Source organism: Bradyrhizobium sp. HKCCYLRH3059, from assembly GCF_051168035.1.
GTDB lineage: Bacteria > Pseudomonadota > Alphaproteobacteria > Rhizobiales > Xanthobacteraceae > Bradyrhizobium.
This window is the reverse complement of the sequence record NZ_JBNPUF010000006.1, coordinates 486,786-502,191: the sequence shown is the minus strand read 5'-3', so window position 1 is coordinate 502,191 and position 15,406 is coordinate 486,786. Positions and strand designations below refer to the sequence as shown.

The following is a 15,406-nucleotide window of genomic DNA, read 5'->3' as shown; positions in this document are numbered from 1 at the left end:
CGGCCGTGCTCACCGGTGGCGGTCTTGGCCGCCGCCGATGCGCGCTTGCCGATCGGCCCCTTATCTGCCTCTTACGAGCAGGTGTGAACGCGCCCGTCGTAGCCGCGGTAGGTGCCCTTCTCCGCGTCATAGGTGCGGAAGCTCTTGCAGTTCACACCCCGCCTCTTCGCCTCCCGCTTCATTTCGCTCTTCTGTTCGCTCTTGGGCTTGCGGACGCGTTGCTCGCGCTTGGCGGGCTTGGCGTCGTCCTCGGCATGTTGGGCATGCGCGTGGCCGTGCCGTCCGGGCTTGGCCGACGGGGACGCGGTGTCCTGCTTCGCAGCCGCCTTCCCCGGCGTGGCCGCGGAAGAAGCTGCGGCCGGCGGCGCGGATGTCTTGGGCTCGGCCGGCGCAACCGCGGGCTTCACCTCGGCGGCGGCAGCCGGCTTTTCGGCGGGCGCCGCGGCTGCGGGCTTGCTCTCCGCAGCCTTCTCTTCGGCTTTCTCCGGTGCGGGCGCGTCCTTGGCGACGGCGGCGGGCTGAACGGCCGGAGCGGGCTCTGCCGGTTTCGACTCGGTCACGGCCGGCTTCTGGCCGACGTCGGTGCCGGAGTTCGGTTCGACCTTGGTCTCGGATTTGGCCTCGGCCGGCTTGCTCTCGGCCGCAGCATCCGTCGCGGCTTTTTCGGTTGATACTTCGTCCGCCGGCTGCTGGCTCGCGCTGTCTGTGGCCTGAACGGGCTTGGTGTCCGCAGCGGCTGGCTCGCCGGGCTTCTCGGCCGTCTTCTCGGGCTCGGCCGCAGGCTTGCCGGCGGCATCCGAGGGCTGCTCGGCGGGCCTGGTTTCAGCAACCGCGGGTTTCGGCTCGGACTCTACGGGCTTTTCGGCCGTCGGCGCGGCAGACTGCTCCGTGGCGGGCTTGGCCGCATCGTTCGCGGCTCCCTGGGCCCAGGCGCTGGAGCCAGCGATCACTCCGAGGACGCAGAACAGAACGCCCGCGCGGACGGCTGGCGGACAAACAACGGAAACTTGCATGCTGGAAAACTCGCTTGAGGGGCCGGCAGATTGCCGGTTTACGTCATCTGCAGCCAGCTTTCGCCACGAAAACGGCATGCGCGCAAAAGAGTCGCACGAGGTGTGCTTTCCGCATCATGGATTTGCAATCGCGGCGTGAAGGCCGGCGCGCCGACACTCAGTGCGTCGGATGCCGACGGCACATCGGCCGCCTGAATGGCGCGGATTGCGTCCGGCTGGACCCCGGGTGGCGTCGCGGCGCTTCACACGCTCACGGCGTTCCGGCTTATCACGTGATGGTAGTACGACGCGCTGAGCTTGGGCGTGCGCACCTGGGTGTCGAAGTCGACGTGATAGATGCCGAAGCGCTGCTTGTAGCCGAACACCCACTCGAAATTGTCCAGCAGGCTCCACAGGAAGTAGCCCTTCACGGGCACCCCCTCGGACGTTGCGCGCTGCAGCTGGGCGAGATAGTTGCGCAGATACATCACGCGGTCGAGGTCGTGGACCTTGCCATCGGCGGTCAGCTTGTCGTCCGAGGAGGTGCCGTTCTCGGTGATGTAGATGGTCTGGAGATTCCAGATCTTGGCGGCGAGCTTCGGCACCCAATAGGCCGTCTCCGGACCGAGCAACAGCCAGGGTGAGCTCATGTGCGGGAACGAGGACGGCATCGGCAGCACGTCGAATCCGGCCGCGCGGTCCGACGCGACGACATAGGCTTGCGGCGCGTAGATGTTGAGGCCGACGAAATCGACCGGCGCCGAAATGATCTTCAGTTCGTCGGCGGTGAATTTCGGCGCATCCTTGCCGGACCACGCCAGGAAACCCTCCGTGTAGCGCCCCTCGAGGATGACGTTGAGGAAGCCGGCATTCAATTCGCGCGTCGCGATCTCGGCGGCGCGGATGTTCTCCGGCGTGTCGATCGCCGGCAGGCAGGCCGTGATGTTCTCGGCCATGCCGACGCGCATGCCGGCGCGCCCGCCGGAGCGGATGGCCTGGACGGCGAGGCCGTGCGCCAGCGCCACGTGATGGCGCGCCTGGTTGACCTGCTGCTGCGGCAGCTTCAGTCCGGGCGCGTCGACGCCGAGGCCATAGCCGAACGGAACGAAGCGGCCGCATTCGTTGATGGTGAAGATGGTCTTCACACGGTCGCCGAGATGCTCGGCGACGTAGCCCGCATAGTGCGCAAAGGCCCTGGCCGTGTCGACCGAGAGCCAGCCGCCGACGCGGTCCTGCAGCGCCTGCGGCAGATCCCAATGATACAGCGTTGCGTACGGCGTGATGCCGTTGGCCAGGAGCTCGTCGACGAGGCGGTTGTAGAAGTCGAGGCCCTTCGGATTGGGAGTCAGCCCCCCGTCGGGAAACAGCCGGGGCCAGGCGATCGAGAACCGATAGGCCCGGCAGCCGAGCTCCTTGATCAGCCGCACGTCGTCCTTGTAGCGGTTGTAGTGATCGCAGGCGACGTCGCCGGTGCTGCCGTCCTCGATGTTGCCCTGCAAATGCGTGAACACGTCCCAGATCGACGGCCCACGGCCATCGGCCGTTGCTCCGCCCTCGATCTGGTACGACGACGTCGCCGTCCCCCACACGAAATCGGCGGGAAACCGCCGCCCGGCATCCTCCTTCACCGCGCCCTCCTCCGCTTGCGCCGGGCCATTGGCCGCCCCGAGGGCGGCCAGCCCGGCCAGCTTTGCAAGATCACGGCGGGAGACGTCGTTCGGCATTGATGAACCTCAAACCTCTGTTGCTATCGTGCCCGATCGGGACGGCGAAAGCATCACGAACCATATCTGCGCTCCGATTTGAACAGTCCGAGGTGGCGGCAAGGGAGCGGCCTCGATCACATCTGCGTCCGGAATCGGCGCGTCAATGACCGACGGCGCCGCGCTCGGCATTGTGACCGCCGCACGGCTGCGGCGGCGTTGAAACGCGACTGCTCGCACCGTCGGTTTGTAACGTCCTCGGCTCGACAGCGGTGCCCGATTACGCCTATGGTTGTGCCATGACGGATCACGACCACCATCACGACCATCCGCACGATCACTCGGACCTGTCCGAGACCGATCTGCGGGTCCGCGCGCTCGAAAGCATCCTGACCGAGAAGGGATATATCGATCCCGCTGCGCTCGACGTGCTCATCGAGACCTATGAGAGCAAAGTCGGTCCCCGCAACGGCGCCCAGGTCGTGGCGCGTGCCTGGACCGACCCGGCCTATCGGGCACGCCTTCTTGCCGACGCCACGCCGGCGATCGGTGAGCTCGGCTATGCCGGCCGCCAGGGCGAGCACATCGTGGCGGTCGAGAACACGCCGGATCTGCACAACATGGTCGTGTGCACGCTGTGCTCCTGCTATCCGTGGCCCGTGCTCGGCCTGCCGCCGGTCTGGTACAAGTCGGCGCCCTATCGCGCCAAGGCGGTGAAGGATCCGCGCGGCGTCCTGAAGGATTTCGGCTTCGACTTGCCGCCGACGACGAAGATCCGGGTGTGGGATTCGACGGCCGAGGTCCGCTATTTCGTGCTGCCGATGCGTCCCGCGGGGACCGACGGCTGGAGCGCGGAGCGGCTCGCCGAGCTCGTCACGCGCGACAGCATGATCGGCACCGGCCTGCCGAAGCAACCGCACGAGGTCGGCCGCTGATGGATGGTGCGCATGACATGGGCGGCGTCGCCGGCTTCGGCCCGGTCCGCCCCGAGCCGAACGAGCCGGTGTTTCACGCCGAATGGGAGCGCCGCGCGTTCGCCATGACGCTGGCGATGGCGACCCCCGGCGGCTGGAACATCGACATGTCGCGGTTCGCGCGCGAGAACCGTCCCCCAGACGACTACCTCGGCATGAGCTACTACCAGATCTGGCTCGCGGGCCTCGAACGGCTGATGCAGGAGCGGCATCTGGTCGACGCCGATGAGATCGCCGCCGGCAAGGTGCTGCATCCGGCCAAGCCCGTCGCCAAGATCCTCACTGCAGATGCCGTCGCGCCGACACTGCGTCGCGGTGGCCCGACCGAACGCGTGGCGACGCAGCCGGCGCTGTTCGCCGTCGGCGACAGTGTTCGGGCCAAGGACATCAATCCGTCGACACACACGCGGCTGCCGCGCTACGTGCGCGGCCATCTCGGCCGCGTCGCGGCGGTCAGAGGCATGCACGTGTTTCCGGACAGCAACGCCCATGGCGGCGGCGAAGATCCGCAATGGCTCTACACGGTGGCGTTCAGCGGTGCCGAGCTGTGGGCCGATGCGCCCGATCCGCTGCTGGAGGTTACGGTCGACGCTTTCGAGCCCTATCTGGAGCCAGCCCGATGAAACCGGACCGTGAGGCGGCGGTCGCGGCGACGCGCGCCCTGCCCGGCATTCCCGTCGATGACAGCGGGCCCGTGTTTCGCGAGCCGTGGGAAGCGCACGCCTTCGCGATGGCCGTCACGCTGCACGCCCGCGGGCTGTTCACCTGGCCCGAATGGGCCGCCGCGCTCGCGGAGGAGATTTCACGCGCGCAAGCGGCCGGCGACGCCGATTGCGGCGATACGTATTATCGACACTGGCTGGCGACGCTCGAACGTCTGGTCGCCGAGAAGGGCGTCACCTCCGCCGATGCGCTCGCGCGCTACCGCGACGCCTGGGATCACGCGGCCGATCGCACCCCACATGGCAAGCCCATCGAGCTCCGGCCCGAGGATTTTGCCGGCTGAGCGTTTCGCAAGCGTCGCGAGGATGCTTAATGCCCGGTGAGCGGGCGATCCTGCTTTTGATGGTGCGGTCTTAACGGCCGGCTATTCATGCCGCGAACAGCCGTATTCGTTCGAAATTGAACATTCATCAGTGCATCCGTAGCGTCCCGCATCTTCTTTGCTGAAGTTGAGGGGACGTTGAAATGCCCGCGCCAGAGTTCGCCACCATCGTCGACACGCTCGCCGGCGTGCGTCAGGACTATCACGAGAAGCTCAAATCGATTCCGCAATACGAGGCCTTCCTGCTGATCGAGAGCTCGACCGAGAAGGCCGCCGGAGCCCTGCACGGCACCGAAGCGTCGGGCTCCTCCATCGCCACCGACGTGATCGACTCGCTGCAATATGCGCGCAACCGGTTCGAGCAGCACATGGCCTCGATCCCGGAATATCGCGTGCTGGTGGCGATCGACCGCGTGATCAAGGAGATCTCGCAGCATCTCGGCCTCGCGCCGCATGATGATGCCGCGGCCACAGAGAGCCTTGCCGCGGCCGCCGAACAGCCCGCCGAAGCCGCCGAGGCGGTGGCCAGCGCTGCGAGCGCCGACACGGATGCTCCCGCCGAAGAGGCCGTGGACCCGGCGCCGGAGCAGGCAGAAATGGCCGAGGACGAACCGGCCGCAGCGGAGCCGGTCGAGGCCGAGGCCCCGACCCTGCGTATCGTCGACAAGCCGGCGAAGTCGCCGTCGATCGTGCCCGCCGATCACGACGGTGCCGCCCACGACGACGACATCGTGGTGCTGAACGCGCCTGCCTGGGAGAAGAGCGGCAGGGACGCCAGTCACGACATCACTGCGCGCCTCGTCGCGCAGGCGGCCTCCGCCGCAGCCAATGAGGCCGATGACGGCCACGACCTCGCCGATGCGGATCTCGTCATCGTCAGCCAGCGTGAGCCGTCGGACAACGAAGCCGCCTGAGCGCTCGTCTGTCGCGCAACTCTCCGCGGGGCCCGAGGGCCCCGCTTCCGATTCAGGATGGCCCGCCCGCCGCGATGTATTCGCGCCATCCTTTGGCGCGCAGCTCGCAGGCGGGACACTGTCCGCAGCCATGCCCCCAATCGTGCCGCGCGCCGCGCTCGCCGAGATAACAGGTGTGCGACCGGTCGCGGATCAGGTCGACGAGGCCGGCGCCGCCGAGGTCATGCGCCAACTGCCAGGTCGCGGCCTTCGACAGCCACATCAGCGGCGTGTGCAGCTCGAACGCGCGCGCCATGCCCAGGCTCAGCGCGCTCTGCAGCGCCTTGATGGTTTCGTCGCGGCAGTCAGGATAGCCCGAATAGTCCGTCTCGCACATGCCGCCGACGATGTGGCGGATGCCGCGGCGATAGGCGAGCGCCGCCGCAAAGGTCAGGAACACCAGATTGCGGCCCGGCACGAAGGTGTTGGGCAGGCCGTCAGCGCCCATCTCGATCGCGACGTCGCGCGTCAGCGCCGTCTCGGAGATCGCAGCCAGCGTTGGAATGTCCAGCGTGTGGCTGTCGCCGAGCTTGGCCGCCCAGTCGGGACGCAGGCGCGCGATGCCCTCGACCAGCCGGTCGCGGCAGGCGAGCTCGATCGCATGGCGCTGGCCGTAGGCGAATCCGATCGTCTCGACGCGCGCGAAGCGGTCGAGCGCCCAGGCCAGGCACGTCGTGGAATCCTGCCCGCCCGAGAACAGCACCAGGGCTGTCGTGTCCTGCTCACTCATGGCCCCCCGCTTAGCATCATCGACGGGTCGGGCCAACCCGCGGAGCGATCCCGCGTAATCGCCCTTTTTGCTGGGAGCCGCGCGCGGCTTGGGGCATACAGGACACGATCGAACGATGCTGTCAGGACCTGCCCATGATCCCCTCCCGCGACATCTCACGCCTGATCGAGATCATGGCGGCGCTGCGCACGCCGGTCACCGGCTGCCCGTGGGATATCGAGCAGACGTTCCGGACCATCGCGCCCTACACCATCGAGGAAGCTTATGAGGTGGCCGATGCGATCACGCGCGACGATCTCGACGATCTGCGCGAGGAGCTCGGCGATCTCCTGCTGCAGGTGGTCTATCACGCCCGCATCGCCGAAGAACAAGGCGCGTTTGCATTCGGCGACGTCGTCGAGGGCATCACGAAGAAGATGATCCGCCGTCATCCGCATGTGTTCCCGGACAAGGACGGCAACGTCACTCAGCCCACCAAAGGCACATGGGACCGCATCAAGGCCGAGGAGAAGGCCGAGCGCGCCGCGCGGCGGCCGCCCGAGGCGCAGACGGGCAAGTCCTCGCTGCTGTCAGGCATCAAGGCCGGACAGCCTGCGCTGGTCCGCGCGATGGAGCTGCAGCGCAAGGCCGCGACCGTCGGTTTCGACTGGAACGATCCGCGCGCGGTGTTGCAGAAGATCCGCGAGGAAGCCGACGAGATCGAGGCCGCGCTCGACAACAAGGATGCGACCGAGCTGACCGAGGAGACCGGCGATCTCCTGTTCGCGCTGGTCAATCTTGCCCGCCATGCCGAGGTGGATCCGGAGACCGCATTGCGGGGCACCAACGCCAAGTTCGAGCGCCGTTTCGCGCACATCGAACAGGCGCTGACGGCCAAGGGCCGCACACTCGAACAAGCGTCGCTCGACGAGATGGACGAATTGTGGAACGAGGCGAAGCGACTGGAGAAGTAGCGTCCCCGTCTCCGAAGCCGTGATCAGCCGCCCTTGCGCGACAGCACGGCCTTTGCGATCTCGACGAAGCGCTGCGCGGCCGGCGACAATCCAAAGTCGGCGCGGCTCAACAGCGAGACATGCCGATGGATCGTCGGCTGCGACAGCGGGATCGCGGCAAGCGTCGGAAATTGTGCCTTCGGCAGCATGTGCGCGGGCAGGATGCTGATGCCGGCGCCCTCCGCCGTGAGCGCCAGCGCGGTCGTGATCAGCGACACCTCCCACGCCGGCTTCAGCGCCCGCCCCGTCTGCGCCAGCGCTTCGTCGATCTGACGGCGGATGCGCGTGCCGTGACGCATCGTGATCAGATCGGAGCCCATGATGCCGTCCCACGTCAGACGGCGGTGCTTCTCGAACCGACCGTCCTTGATGCCGATGGCCGAGAGCCGACTTTGCATCAGGGTGTCAATCCGGACCTCCGGCACGCCGTCGTCCTCGACGCTGCCGAGGCCGAACTCCGCATGCCCGGCCATCACGATCGCGAGGAGTTCGTCGGGCGCGACATCACGCAGATCGATCCTCACCTCGGGATGGCGCGATCGAAACGTCGCAAACACGCGTGGCAGCAGCGCCGACGCGACGCCCGCTGAGACCGCGATGGAAATTCGGCCGGCCTTGATCTCGGCAAGGTCGCGCATCCGCTGCGACAGCCCCTGCGTCCCCGCCAGGATGCGTTCCGCGGCGGTGATCGCCTCACGGCAGGCCGCCGTCGGGTGCAGCGCCCGCGTCGTGCGATCGAACAGCTTGAGCTGAAAGTTCTCCTCGATCTGCCGGATCAGCAGGCTGATCGCCGACTGCGTGACGCGCAGCTCGGCGGCCGCCCTGGTGATGCTGCCGAGCCGATACACCAGGACCAGGGCCTCCAATTGCCGCAAGGTCGGGGGCATTAGCTTTCCTCATGAATGAATGAGAATTTTGTGGCTAATCGAAAGAGTTTGATCATGCAACATATTTGCAAACAGCCGGCGGCTGCTGCGAAGCGCGCCAGGCAACAACAAGCACATGGGGAGGGACATTTGACGCAAGCGATCAATCTCACGCGCTACGTCGACGATCGGCCGCTGTCGGGCTTCCAGATCAGGGTGATCTGCCTGTGCGCGCTGGTCGTCGGGCTCGACGGCTTCGATGCCCAGGCGCTCGGCTTCGTCGCCCCTGCCCTCAGCAAGGACCTGCATCTGGCGCCGGGCGCGTTGGGGCCCGTGTTCGGTGCGTCCCTGTTCGGCGTGATGATCGGCTCGCTGGTGTTCGGCGCGCTGGCCGACTATCTCGGGCGCAAATGGCTCGTCGTCGCCGGGGTTCTCGTGTTCGCGCTTGGATCGCTGGCGACCACCCAGGCCACCAGCGTATCCGACCTCGTCATCATTCGGTTCCTCACCGGCCTCGGGCTCGGCGGCGTCCTGCCCAACACGATCGCTCTGACCGGCGAATATTCGCCGCAGCGTCGCAGGACCCTGTTGATCATGCTGATGTTCATGACGGTGTCGCTCGGATCGGCGATCGGCGGAGCGGTCGCGGCGAAGCTCATCACCGCCTATGGCTGGCAGATCATCTTTCTCATCGGCGGCATTCTGCCGCTCATCCTCTGTCCGGTTCTCATTATCTGGCTGCCGGAATCGCTCTCGCTGCTGGCTCTCGACGACAACAAGAATGATCGCGTGCGCGCGCTGCTGAGGCGGATCGATCCGTCGGACCGCCTCCCCGCCGACGCGCGCTTTACGATCATCGAGGAGAGTGGCAAGGGCTTCCTGCTGCCGCAGTTGTTCACCAAGCGGCGCCTGCTCCCGACCCTGCTGCTGTGGGTGATGTTCTTCATGAACATGATGGACATCTATTTCCTCAACAGCTGGCTGCCGACGCTCACACATGGTGTCGGGCTTGACGTCCAGGCGGCGATCGCCGTCGGCATCGCCTTCCAGCTCGGCGGCATGCTTGGCACCGTCGGGCTCGGCCTGCTGATCGAAAAGTTCGGCTTCGATCGCGTCCTGTTCGCGACCTACGTTGCCGGCTTCCTCTCGATCATCACCATCGGTATCGCGGGAGCCTCGTTGCCGGTTCTCGTGCCGGCCGTCTTCATTGCCGGCGTCGCGGTGATCGGCGGACAGATCGGCTGCAACGCCTACGCGGCGCGCATCTATCCGACCTACATCCGCGGCACCGGCATCGGCTGGGCACTGGGCATCGGCCGCTTCGGCTCGATCCTCGGCGTCACGATCGGCGGGTTGATGCTCGCGGCGAAATGGGACGTGTCCTCGCTGTTTCAGGCCAGCGCGGTGCCGCAGCTGTTCTCGGCACTGGTGATCCTGGGCCTTGCCGTCCTCGGCATGCGCGGCAGTCTTCCGACCGCCGAGGGCACGCAGAGGGATGCGCTTTCGACAGCCGAGCGTGCCTAGGTTCAGAGCAGAAGAGAGCTGACATGAAGACGATTCAAACCCAGGTGCTCATCGTGGGCGCCGGTCCGGTCGGACTGACCGCCGCCATGGATCTCGCCTCGCGCGGCATCGAGGTCGTGGTCGCGGAGATCAGGCGCGCCGGAGAGCCGCCCAACGTAAAATGCAACCACGTCTCCGCGCGCTCGATGGAGGTGTTCCGCCGCCTTGGCATCGTCCAACAAGTGCGCGAAGGCGGCCTGCCGGCCGACTTTCCCAACGACTGCGCCTATCGCACCACGGTCGTCGGCCGCGAGCTGACGCGCATCCCGATTCCGTCCCGCAAGGACCGCTATACGGCGACCGGTGGACCCGACACCGATTGGCCGACGCCCGAGCCGCCCCATCGCATCAACCAGATCTATCTCGAGCCCATCCTGTTCGCTTGCGCCGAGGCGCAACGCGGCATCACGATCCTGAACCGCGTCGAGGTCGATCGGTTCGACCAGGATGAAAACGGCGTGATCGCGCGGGCACGCGATCTCGACGCCGGCCGAGACATCACCATTTCGGCCGATTATCTGATTGGCTGCGACGGTGGCCGCTCCGCGGTGCGCAAGCTGATCGGCGCGCGGCTCAGCGGCACCGATGTCGTGCAGCGGGTGCAGTCGACCTACATCCATGCCCCTGCGCTGAAGGACCTGATCACCCAGAAGCCGGCCTGGATGACGATGTCGCTCAACCCGCGGCGCTGCGGCACCACCGTCTCCATCGACGGCCGCGACAACTGGCTGATCCACAACCACCTCGCGGCCGAGGAAGTCGAATTCGACAGTGTCGATCGCGATTGGGCGTTGCGCACCATTCTCGGTGTCGACGACCGTTTCGAGTACGAGGTCATCAGCAAGGAGGACTGGATCGGACGCCGCCTGGTGGCGGATCGCTTTCGCGATCGCCGTGCCTTCATCTGTGGCGATGCGGCGCATCTGTGGATTCCCTATGCGGGCTACGGCATGAATGCCGGGATCGCCGATGCGGTCGACCTGTGCTGGATGCTCGCCGGCGTGCTGCACGGCTGGGCTGCCCCTGCCCTGCTGGACGCCTATGAGGCGGAGCGGCAGCCGATCACCGAGCAGGTGTCGCACTTCGCGATGAACCATGCGCTCGCCGTGATGAGCCAGCGACGCAGCGTGCCTGCCGAAGTCGAAATGGACGGCCCCGTGGGCGATGAGGCGCGCCGCAAGGTGGGACAGGCCGCCTACGACCTCAACGTGCAGCAATATTGCTGCTCCGGCCTGAACTTCGGCTACTACTACGACCGGTCACCGGCCATTTCGTACGATGGCGAGACGCCGCCGCCCTACGGCATGGGCCATTTCACCGCGTCGACCGTGCCGGGCGCACGCTCCCCGCATGTGTGGCTCGCCGATGGCCGCTCGCTGCTCGACGCGCTCGGCCCGGCCTATACGCTGGTCCGGTTCGATCCAACCATCAATGCCGAGGCGCTGGTCGAGGCCGCAGCCCGCCAGGGCGTTCCCTTGACGCTCGTCGACGTCGACCGGGCCAAGGGCGGCTACGACTTCGCTGACAGCCTGCTCGTGGTGCGACCGGATTCGCACATCGCCTGGCGCGGCGCGGCCGCACCTCAGGAGCCCGACGACCTGTTGGACCGCCTGCGCGGCCTCACAACCCAGGCTGAGGCCGTGCGCCGTGACAATGCCGTCGTCGCCTGATCCTCGCCACCGCGCCATGACACGCCACACCACCGCGCACTACTTCCTCGAGGCGCTCGTCGAGAGCGGCATCGACTACATCTTTGCCAATCTCGGCACCGATCATGTCTCGCTGATCGAGGAACTTGCACGCTGGGACAGCGAAGGTCGACGGCACCCCGAGGTGATCCTGTGCCCCCACGAGGTGGTCGCGGTGCACATGGCGATGGGCTATGCGAGCGCGACCGGCCGCGGTCAGGCCGTGTTCGTCCACGTCGATGCCGGCACGGCGAACGCGTGCATGGCCATTCAGAACGCCTTTCGCTACCGGCTGCCGGTGCTGCTGTTCGCTGGGCGGGCTCCGTTCGCGCTGCATGGCGAGCTGCCGGGAGGACGTGACACCTACGTCCACTTCGTGCAGGAGAGCTTCGATCAGGGCAGCATCGTGCGGCCCTATGTCAAATGGGAATACACCCTGCCGTCGGGCGTCGTCGTCAAGGAGGCGGTGGCCCGCGCTGCCGCGTTCATGCACAGCGATCCGCCCGGCCCGGTCTACATGATGCTGCCGCGAGAAACCCTTGCCGAGACCTGGGACGAACAGGCGATGCCGGCCTACCCGGCCGCGCGCTATGGCAGCGTCAAAGCGGGAGGCATCGAGCCGGAACGCGCGCAGGCGATCGCGGACGCGCTGATGAAGGCGGACAATCCGATCGCGGTGACCGCATATCTCGGACGCAGTGCCGAGGCGGTTTCTGTGCTGGAGCGACTGGCGCTGGTCTGCGGAATCCGGGTCGCCGAGTTCAATCCCATCACGATGAACATCTGCCAGGACTCCCCTTGCTTTGCGGGCGCCGATCCTGCCGCGCTTATTGCTGGCGCCGATCTCGGGCTGCTCATCGACATCGACGTCCCCTTCATTCCGCAGATGCTGAAGGCGGCCGATCGGCTGCGCTGGATCCAGATCGACATCGACGCCCTGAAGGCGGACATCCCGATGTGGGGATTTGCCACCGACCTCCGCATTCAGGGCGATTCGGCCGTCATTCTTCGGCAGGTCCTGGAGCTCGTCGTCGCACGTGCCGACGATACATATTTGAGGAAGGTGCGCGACCGGATCGCGAGCTGGCAGCCAACCCGCAAGGCCGCGCATGCGAGACATACGTCGGCGGCCGCGCAGAAGGGCTCAATCGGCGCGATCAACCCGGCCCATTTGTTCGCGCGGCTGCAGGCGCATCTGTCGGAGCACGACATCGTTGTCAACGAGGCGGTCCGCAACGCGCCGGTCCTGCAGCAGCAGCTTCGCCGCACCAGGCCGATGACCTATGTGGGCCTGGCGGGCGGCGGCCTCGGCTTCAGCGGCGGCATGGCGCTCGGACTCAAGCTCGCCAATCCCTCAGCGCGCGTGGTGCAGATCGTCGGCGACGGCGCCTATCATTTCGCCGCGCCGGATTCCGTCTACGCCGTAGCGCAGCAATATCAGCTTCCGATCCTGACCGTGATCCTCGACAATAACGGCTGGCAGGCGGTGAAGGCATCGGTTCAGCGCGTCTATCCGGACGGCGCGGCACAGCAGACCGACTCATTTCTTTCCCGGCTCTGCACCGGCCGTCAGGACGAGCAGCGTCGTCTCGCCGACATCGCCTGCGCATTCGGCGCCCATGGCGAGCGGGTCGACGATCCCGAGGCGCTCGATGCAGCCATCGAACGCTGCGTCGCAGCCGTCGATGGCGGTCGCGCCGCAGTGCTGCACGTCGACATCACGCCGCTTTAGTTCGATCGAGCGCGACCAAATGGCGGTCTGATCCGGCGCGACGGTCAGTTGTGCAGAGATGTAGACGACCAGTGCGGCCTACCCACAGCAGCAAACAACAATCCGCTGCACCACGACATCACGTTTGACGCTATCAGCGCGTACCGCTCTTTCTGCGCGGTACCTGTGACGATTGGCGAGAAGCCCAGCGGGATCGAGGCCACGCTTCTTGACAGTCGAGCGGTGCCAACGACGATCTACAACACCTCCTTGCCTACATCGAACTCGCCCCTGCGGGCGCGGCCACTCTGGACGTGGTCTTGCCTGAAGGTGTCGACAGCTGTGGAACGACACGGAGAAAGCAACTGGACACGAGGCATAAAACGCATCATGCGGAGCTTCGAGACAGACCAGGTGAATCTTCCAATCTGGCTAGGGACGCCTCTAGATCAGCGATTGCGCTCCCATATCGCGCGCTTGCCACGCTCCGGGCCCTAAGCAGGTGCGCCCGCGCTTCCTCCAGACGCTTCACGTGCAAGCAGGCCCGCACACGTGCAGCATGTATCGGAAACCTATGCCCTCCATAGCGACTGGCGCGTTCGAAAAACCGCATTGCGAGATCCAGATCAGATCTACAACGAGCAGTTAAGGTGCCTAGCATCGTCCAGAACTCTGCTTCATCGACACCGAAGAGCACGTCGTGGCCGAATGCGTCTTGTCCAAAAAAGCGCCGCCGCGCATCCGTCAAGATGTTCGCGAGTTGGTTCGGAGCTTCGAGATCCGTCTCAAACTTGGATAACAGATTAATATCGAACCACTTTTCATCCACAATGGAACTGCAAGCAATCCAAGCCTTGAAATTGTGGGCATGATCGAAGCCCTGACGCAATGCCTCCGAAAGAAACGAGAGTGCATCATTCACAATTGTCAATCCTCTGCTTCGATCTTGCGAATATGCAGCAGTCGAAGCCTCGCCTATGACGTGTGCCACACGGCTCAACGCAGGACGAAATCCGAAATCGATGCCCGTCCAAAATGCGTCTATCGACTTGGTATATTGAAATGTTTGTCGATAGAAGATTGGACGATATTTCGCAGCCGCGCCGTACTCTAAAAGCTCGGGGCTCTCTAAGGTTTGGCCTATAGCGGCTATTCGTTCATCGTACTCCGCGACCGACCTCAGGGGGAGCAATCTTGCTTTCGAGTATTCCACGAGCAAAGACTGCAGCAACGCCGACGAGGATCTAACGAGAGAAAGGCTGCGTTTCGCGCAGCGTTCAGCTTCGCTGAACGAGCGTTCTTGGTGTGATTGAAGTCGCTGCAAGCGACCTCGCCACCTGACCACGGATGACTTTACAATTAAACTATAAGCCAACGCGTCACGATCGTCAGCTGAACTACTAACGGAATCGAGCTTGTCGTTCAGCGACTTCGCCAGCGTTAGCTTTTTCTGTGCATCGAATACACCGTATTCATCCCTTAAGAAAAGCAGCATAAGCGAAACCGCGACGGGCACTTTTCGCGGGTCCACTATCGTTTTCAGTATAGCGATGCTCGCCTGCAGCCCCTTCTCCCATCGAGACGAGGAATAGTCGTTCTCCAACGACGTAGTTTTGAGCTCAAGTCGCGCCAGCTCCACCCATTGCACGGCAGTTTCAACCAAGGGATTGAGCGCAATGTCGCCCAGGACACGCTCTGCCTGCCGGAGAAGACTGCGCCCCTCTTTTGGTCCACTCAGGGTCGCCTCATTCATCAGGTCATATATTCGACCGACCCTGACATCTTGCGCCAACTCGTGGTGGTCGAACCTAAATGGACTACTCTGAAACAAGTCGTCCACGAATCTGGCGACGTGACGAGCCTTGTTAATGACCATCTGGAAAAGAATCGCCGGCGGGTATTCGCTCGGCTTCTCTTGATCGATCAGGTGATGGTGCTTTCGGCAAAGCAGCATCAAGTTGTTCTCAGAATCGAGATCGACGTGCGGAAACGACGCTTTGAATTCGGATCGACTACCCTCATTCACCGGCAGGATGTGACAGAGCTCGCCGATCATCTCGATGTGCCCATTGGACCATCTTGCTGCGATTTCCCCACAAGCCCCGTACTCACAGCGGCCAATCGATCTCATAAAGATCGAGGTTCGGACACTCTGTCGGATTTTTTCTCTTGAGGCCATACGCGCAACC

The 15,406-nt window shown here is 64.9% G+C and carries 13 protein-coding genes; 8 read left to right on the top strand and 5 right to left on the bottom strand.

Annotation, left to right across the window (positions count from 1 at the left end; translation table 11 throughout):
* Positions 1-71: 71 nt before the first annotated feature.
* Both ACQR13_RS21465 and ACQR13_RS21460 read right to left on the bottom strand, forming a co-directional pair.
* Positions 72-1,013 (bottom strand): hypothetical protein, encoded by a 942-nt coding sequence (locus ACQR13_RS21465; RefSeq protein WP_434863210.1) that lies wholly within the window; start codon positions 1,011-1,013, stop codon positions 72-74.
* Positions 1,014-1,255: 242 nt separating this feature from the next.
* Positions 1,256-2,716, bottom strand: a complete 1,461-nt coding sequence (locus ACQR13_RS21460; protein ID WP_434863209.1) for a GH1 family beta-glucosidase — start codon at positions 2,714-2,716, stop codon at positions 1,256-1,258.
* A 278-nt stretch (positions 2,717-2,994) separates the two neighbouring features.
* Between ACQR13_RS21460 and nthA the strand changes: the two genes are divergently transcribed.
* From nthA to ACQR13_RS21440, 4 genes are all read left to right on the top strand, one after another.
* Positions 2,995-3,630: a nitrile hydratase subunit alpha gene (nthA, locus tag ACQR13_RS21455; RefSeq protein ID WP_315827603.1), complete on the top strand. Its 636-nt coding sequence runs from the start codon at positions 2,995-2,997 to the stop codon at positions 3,628-3,630.
* Entirely contained in the window at positions 3,630-4,292 is a 663-nt protein-coding gene (gene nthB / locus ACQR13_RS21450) for a nitrile hydratase subunit beta (protein ID WP_315751546.1), read from the top strand. Before nthA ends, nthB begins: the two co-directional genes overlap by 1 nt.
* The gene (locus ACQR13_RS21445) at positions 4,289-4,675 is read left to right on the top strand and encodes a nitrile hydratase accessory protein (protein ID WP_434863208.1); all 387 of its coding nucleotides are present in this window, start codon (positions 4,289-4,291) and stop codon (positions 4,673-4,675) included. The genes nthB and ACQR13_RS21445 overlap by 4 nt, the downstream gene beginning before the upstream one ends.
* A 182-nt stretch (positions 4,676-4,857) precedes the next feature.
* On the top strand, positions 4,858-5,628 hold the full coding sequence (locus ACQR13_RS21440; protein WP_434863207.1) for a hypothetical protein: 771 nt from the start codon (positions 4,858-4,860) through the stop codon (positions 5,626-5,628).
* Positions 5,629-5,680: 52 nt separating this feature from the next.
* Here ACQR13_RS21440 and queC read toward each other — a convergent pair whose 3' ends face one another.
* Positions 5,681-6,397, bottom strand: coding sequence for a 7-cyano-7-deazaguanine synthase QueC (queC, locus tag ACQR13_RS21435; RefSeq protein ID WP_434863206.1), 717 nt, complete (start codon positions 6,395-6,397; stop codon positions 5,681-5,683).
* A 134-nt stretch (positions 6,398-6,531) separates the two neighbouring features.
* Between queC and mazG the strand changes: the two genes are divergently transcribed.
* Positions 6,532-7,350, top strand: coding sequence for a nucleoside triphosphate pyrophosphohydrolase (gene mazG, locus ACQR13_RS21430; protein ID WP_315751542.1), 819 nt, complete (start codon positions 6,532-6,534; stop codon positions 7,348-7,350).
* A 23-nt stretch (positions 7,351-7,373) separates the two neighbouring features.
* Here mazG and ACQR13_RS21425 read toward each other — a convergent pair whose 3' ends face one another.
* The gene (locus ACQR13_RS21425) at positions 7,374-8,276 is read right to left on the bottom strand and encodes a LysR family transcriptional regulator (protein ID WP_434863205.1); all 903 of its coding nucleotides are present in this window, start codon (positions 8,274-8,276) and stop codon (positions 7,374-7,376) included.
* Between the two features lie 129 nt (positions 8,277-8,405).
* Between ACQR13_RS21425 and ACQR13_RS21420 the strand changes: the two genes are divergently transcribed.
* Genes ACQR13_RS21420 through ACQR13_RS21410 form a run of 3 tightly spaced genes read left to right on the top strand, consistent with a single transcriptional unit; the run spans position 8,406 to position 13,238 of the window.
* Positions 8,406-9,779, top strand: a complete 1,374-nt coding sequence (locus ACQR13_RS21420; RefSeq protein WP_434863204.1) for an MFS transporter — start codon at positions 8,406-8,408, stop codon at positions 9,777-9,779.
* Between the two features lie 23 nt (positions 9,780-9,802).
* Positions 9,803-11,488, top strand: a complete 1,686-nt coding sequence (locus ACQR13_RS21415) for an FAD-dependent oxidoreductase (protein ID WP_315751539.1) — start codon at positions 9,803-9,805, stop codon at positions 11,486-11,488.
* Positions 11,489-11,504: 16 nt separating this feature from the next.
* Entirely contained in the window at positions 11,505-13,238 is a 1,734-nt protein-coding gene (locus ACQR13_RS21410; RefSeq protein WP_434841050.1) for a thiamine pyrophosphate-requiring protein, read from the top strand.
* 367 nt (positions 13,239-13,605) lie between these two features.
* On the opposite strand, the gene ACQR13_RS21405 is transcribed toward ACQR13_RS21410, so the two are convergent.
* Positions 13,606-15,273 carry an HNH endonuclease signature motif containing protein gene (locus ACQR13_RS21405; RefSeq protein ID WP_434841051.1) on the bottom strand — a complete coding sequence of 556 codons (1,668 nt, stop codon included), beginning with the start codon at positions 15,271-15,273 and terminating at the stop codon, positions 13,606-13,608.
* Between the last annotated feature and the right edge of the window lie 133 nt (positions 15,274-15,406).

Excerpts from the sequence above, each read along its gene's own strand:
- ACQR13_RS21465 (WP_434863210.1), bottom strand. The coding sequence starts at position 1,013 with ATGCAAGTTTCCGTTGTTTGTCCGCCAGCCGTCCGCGCGGGCGTTCTG.
- ACQR13_RS21460 (WP_434863209.1), bottom strand. The coding sequence starts at position 2,716 with ATGCCGAACGACGTCTCCCGCCGTGATCTTGCAAAGCTGGCCGGGCTG.
- nthA (WP_315827603.1), top strand. The coding sequence starts at position 2,995 with ATGACGGATCACGACCACCATCACGACCATCCGCACGATCACTCGGAC.
- nthB (WP_315751546.1), top strand. The coding sequence starts at position 3,630 with ATGGATGGTGCGCATGACATGGGCGGCGTCGCCGGCTTCGGCCCGGTC.
- ACQR13_RS21445 (WP_434863208.1), top strand. The coding sequence starts at position 4,289 with ATGAAACCGGACCGTGAGGCGGCGGTCGCGGCGACGCGCGCCCTGCCC.
- ACQR13_RS21440 (WP_434863207.1), top strand. The coding sequence starts at position 4,858 with ATGCCCGCGCCAGAGTTCGCCACCATCGTCGACACGCTCGCCGGCGTG.
- queC (WP_434863206.1), bottom strand. The coding sequence starts at position 6,397 with ATGAGTGAGCAGGACACGACAGCCCTGGTGCTGTTCTCGGGCGGGCAG.
- mazG (WP_315751542.1), top strand. The coding sequence starts at position 6,532 with ATGATCCCCTCCCGCGACATCTCACGCCTGATCGAGATCATGGCGGCG.
- ACQR13_RS21425 (WP_434863205.1), bottom strand. The coding sequence starts at position 8,276 with ATGCCCCCGACCTTGCGGCAATTGGAGGCCCTGGTCCTGGTGTATCGG.
- ACQR13_RS21415 (WP_315751539.1), top strand. The coding sequence starts at position 9,803 with ATGAAGACGATTCAAACCCAGGTGCTCATCGTGGGCGCCGGTCCGGTC.
- ACQR13_RS21410 (WP_434841050.1), top strand. The coding sequence starts at position 11,505 with ATGACACGCCACACCACCGCGCACTACTTCCTCGAGGCGCTCGTCGAG.
- ACQR13_RS21405 (WP_434841051.1), bottom strand. The coding sequence starts at position 15,273 with ATGATCGGCGAGCTCTGTCACATCCTGCCGGTGAATGAGGGTAGTCGA.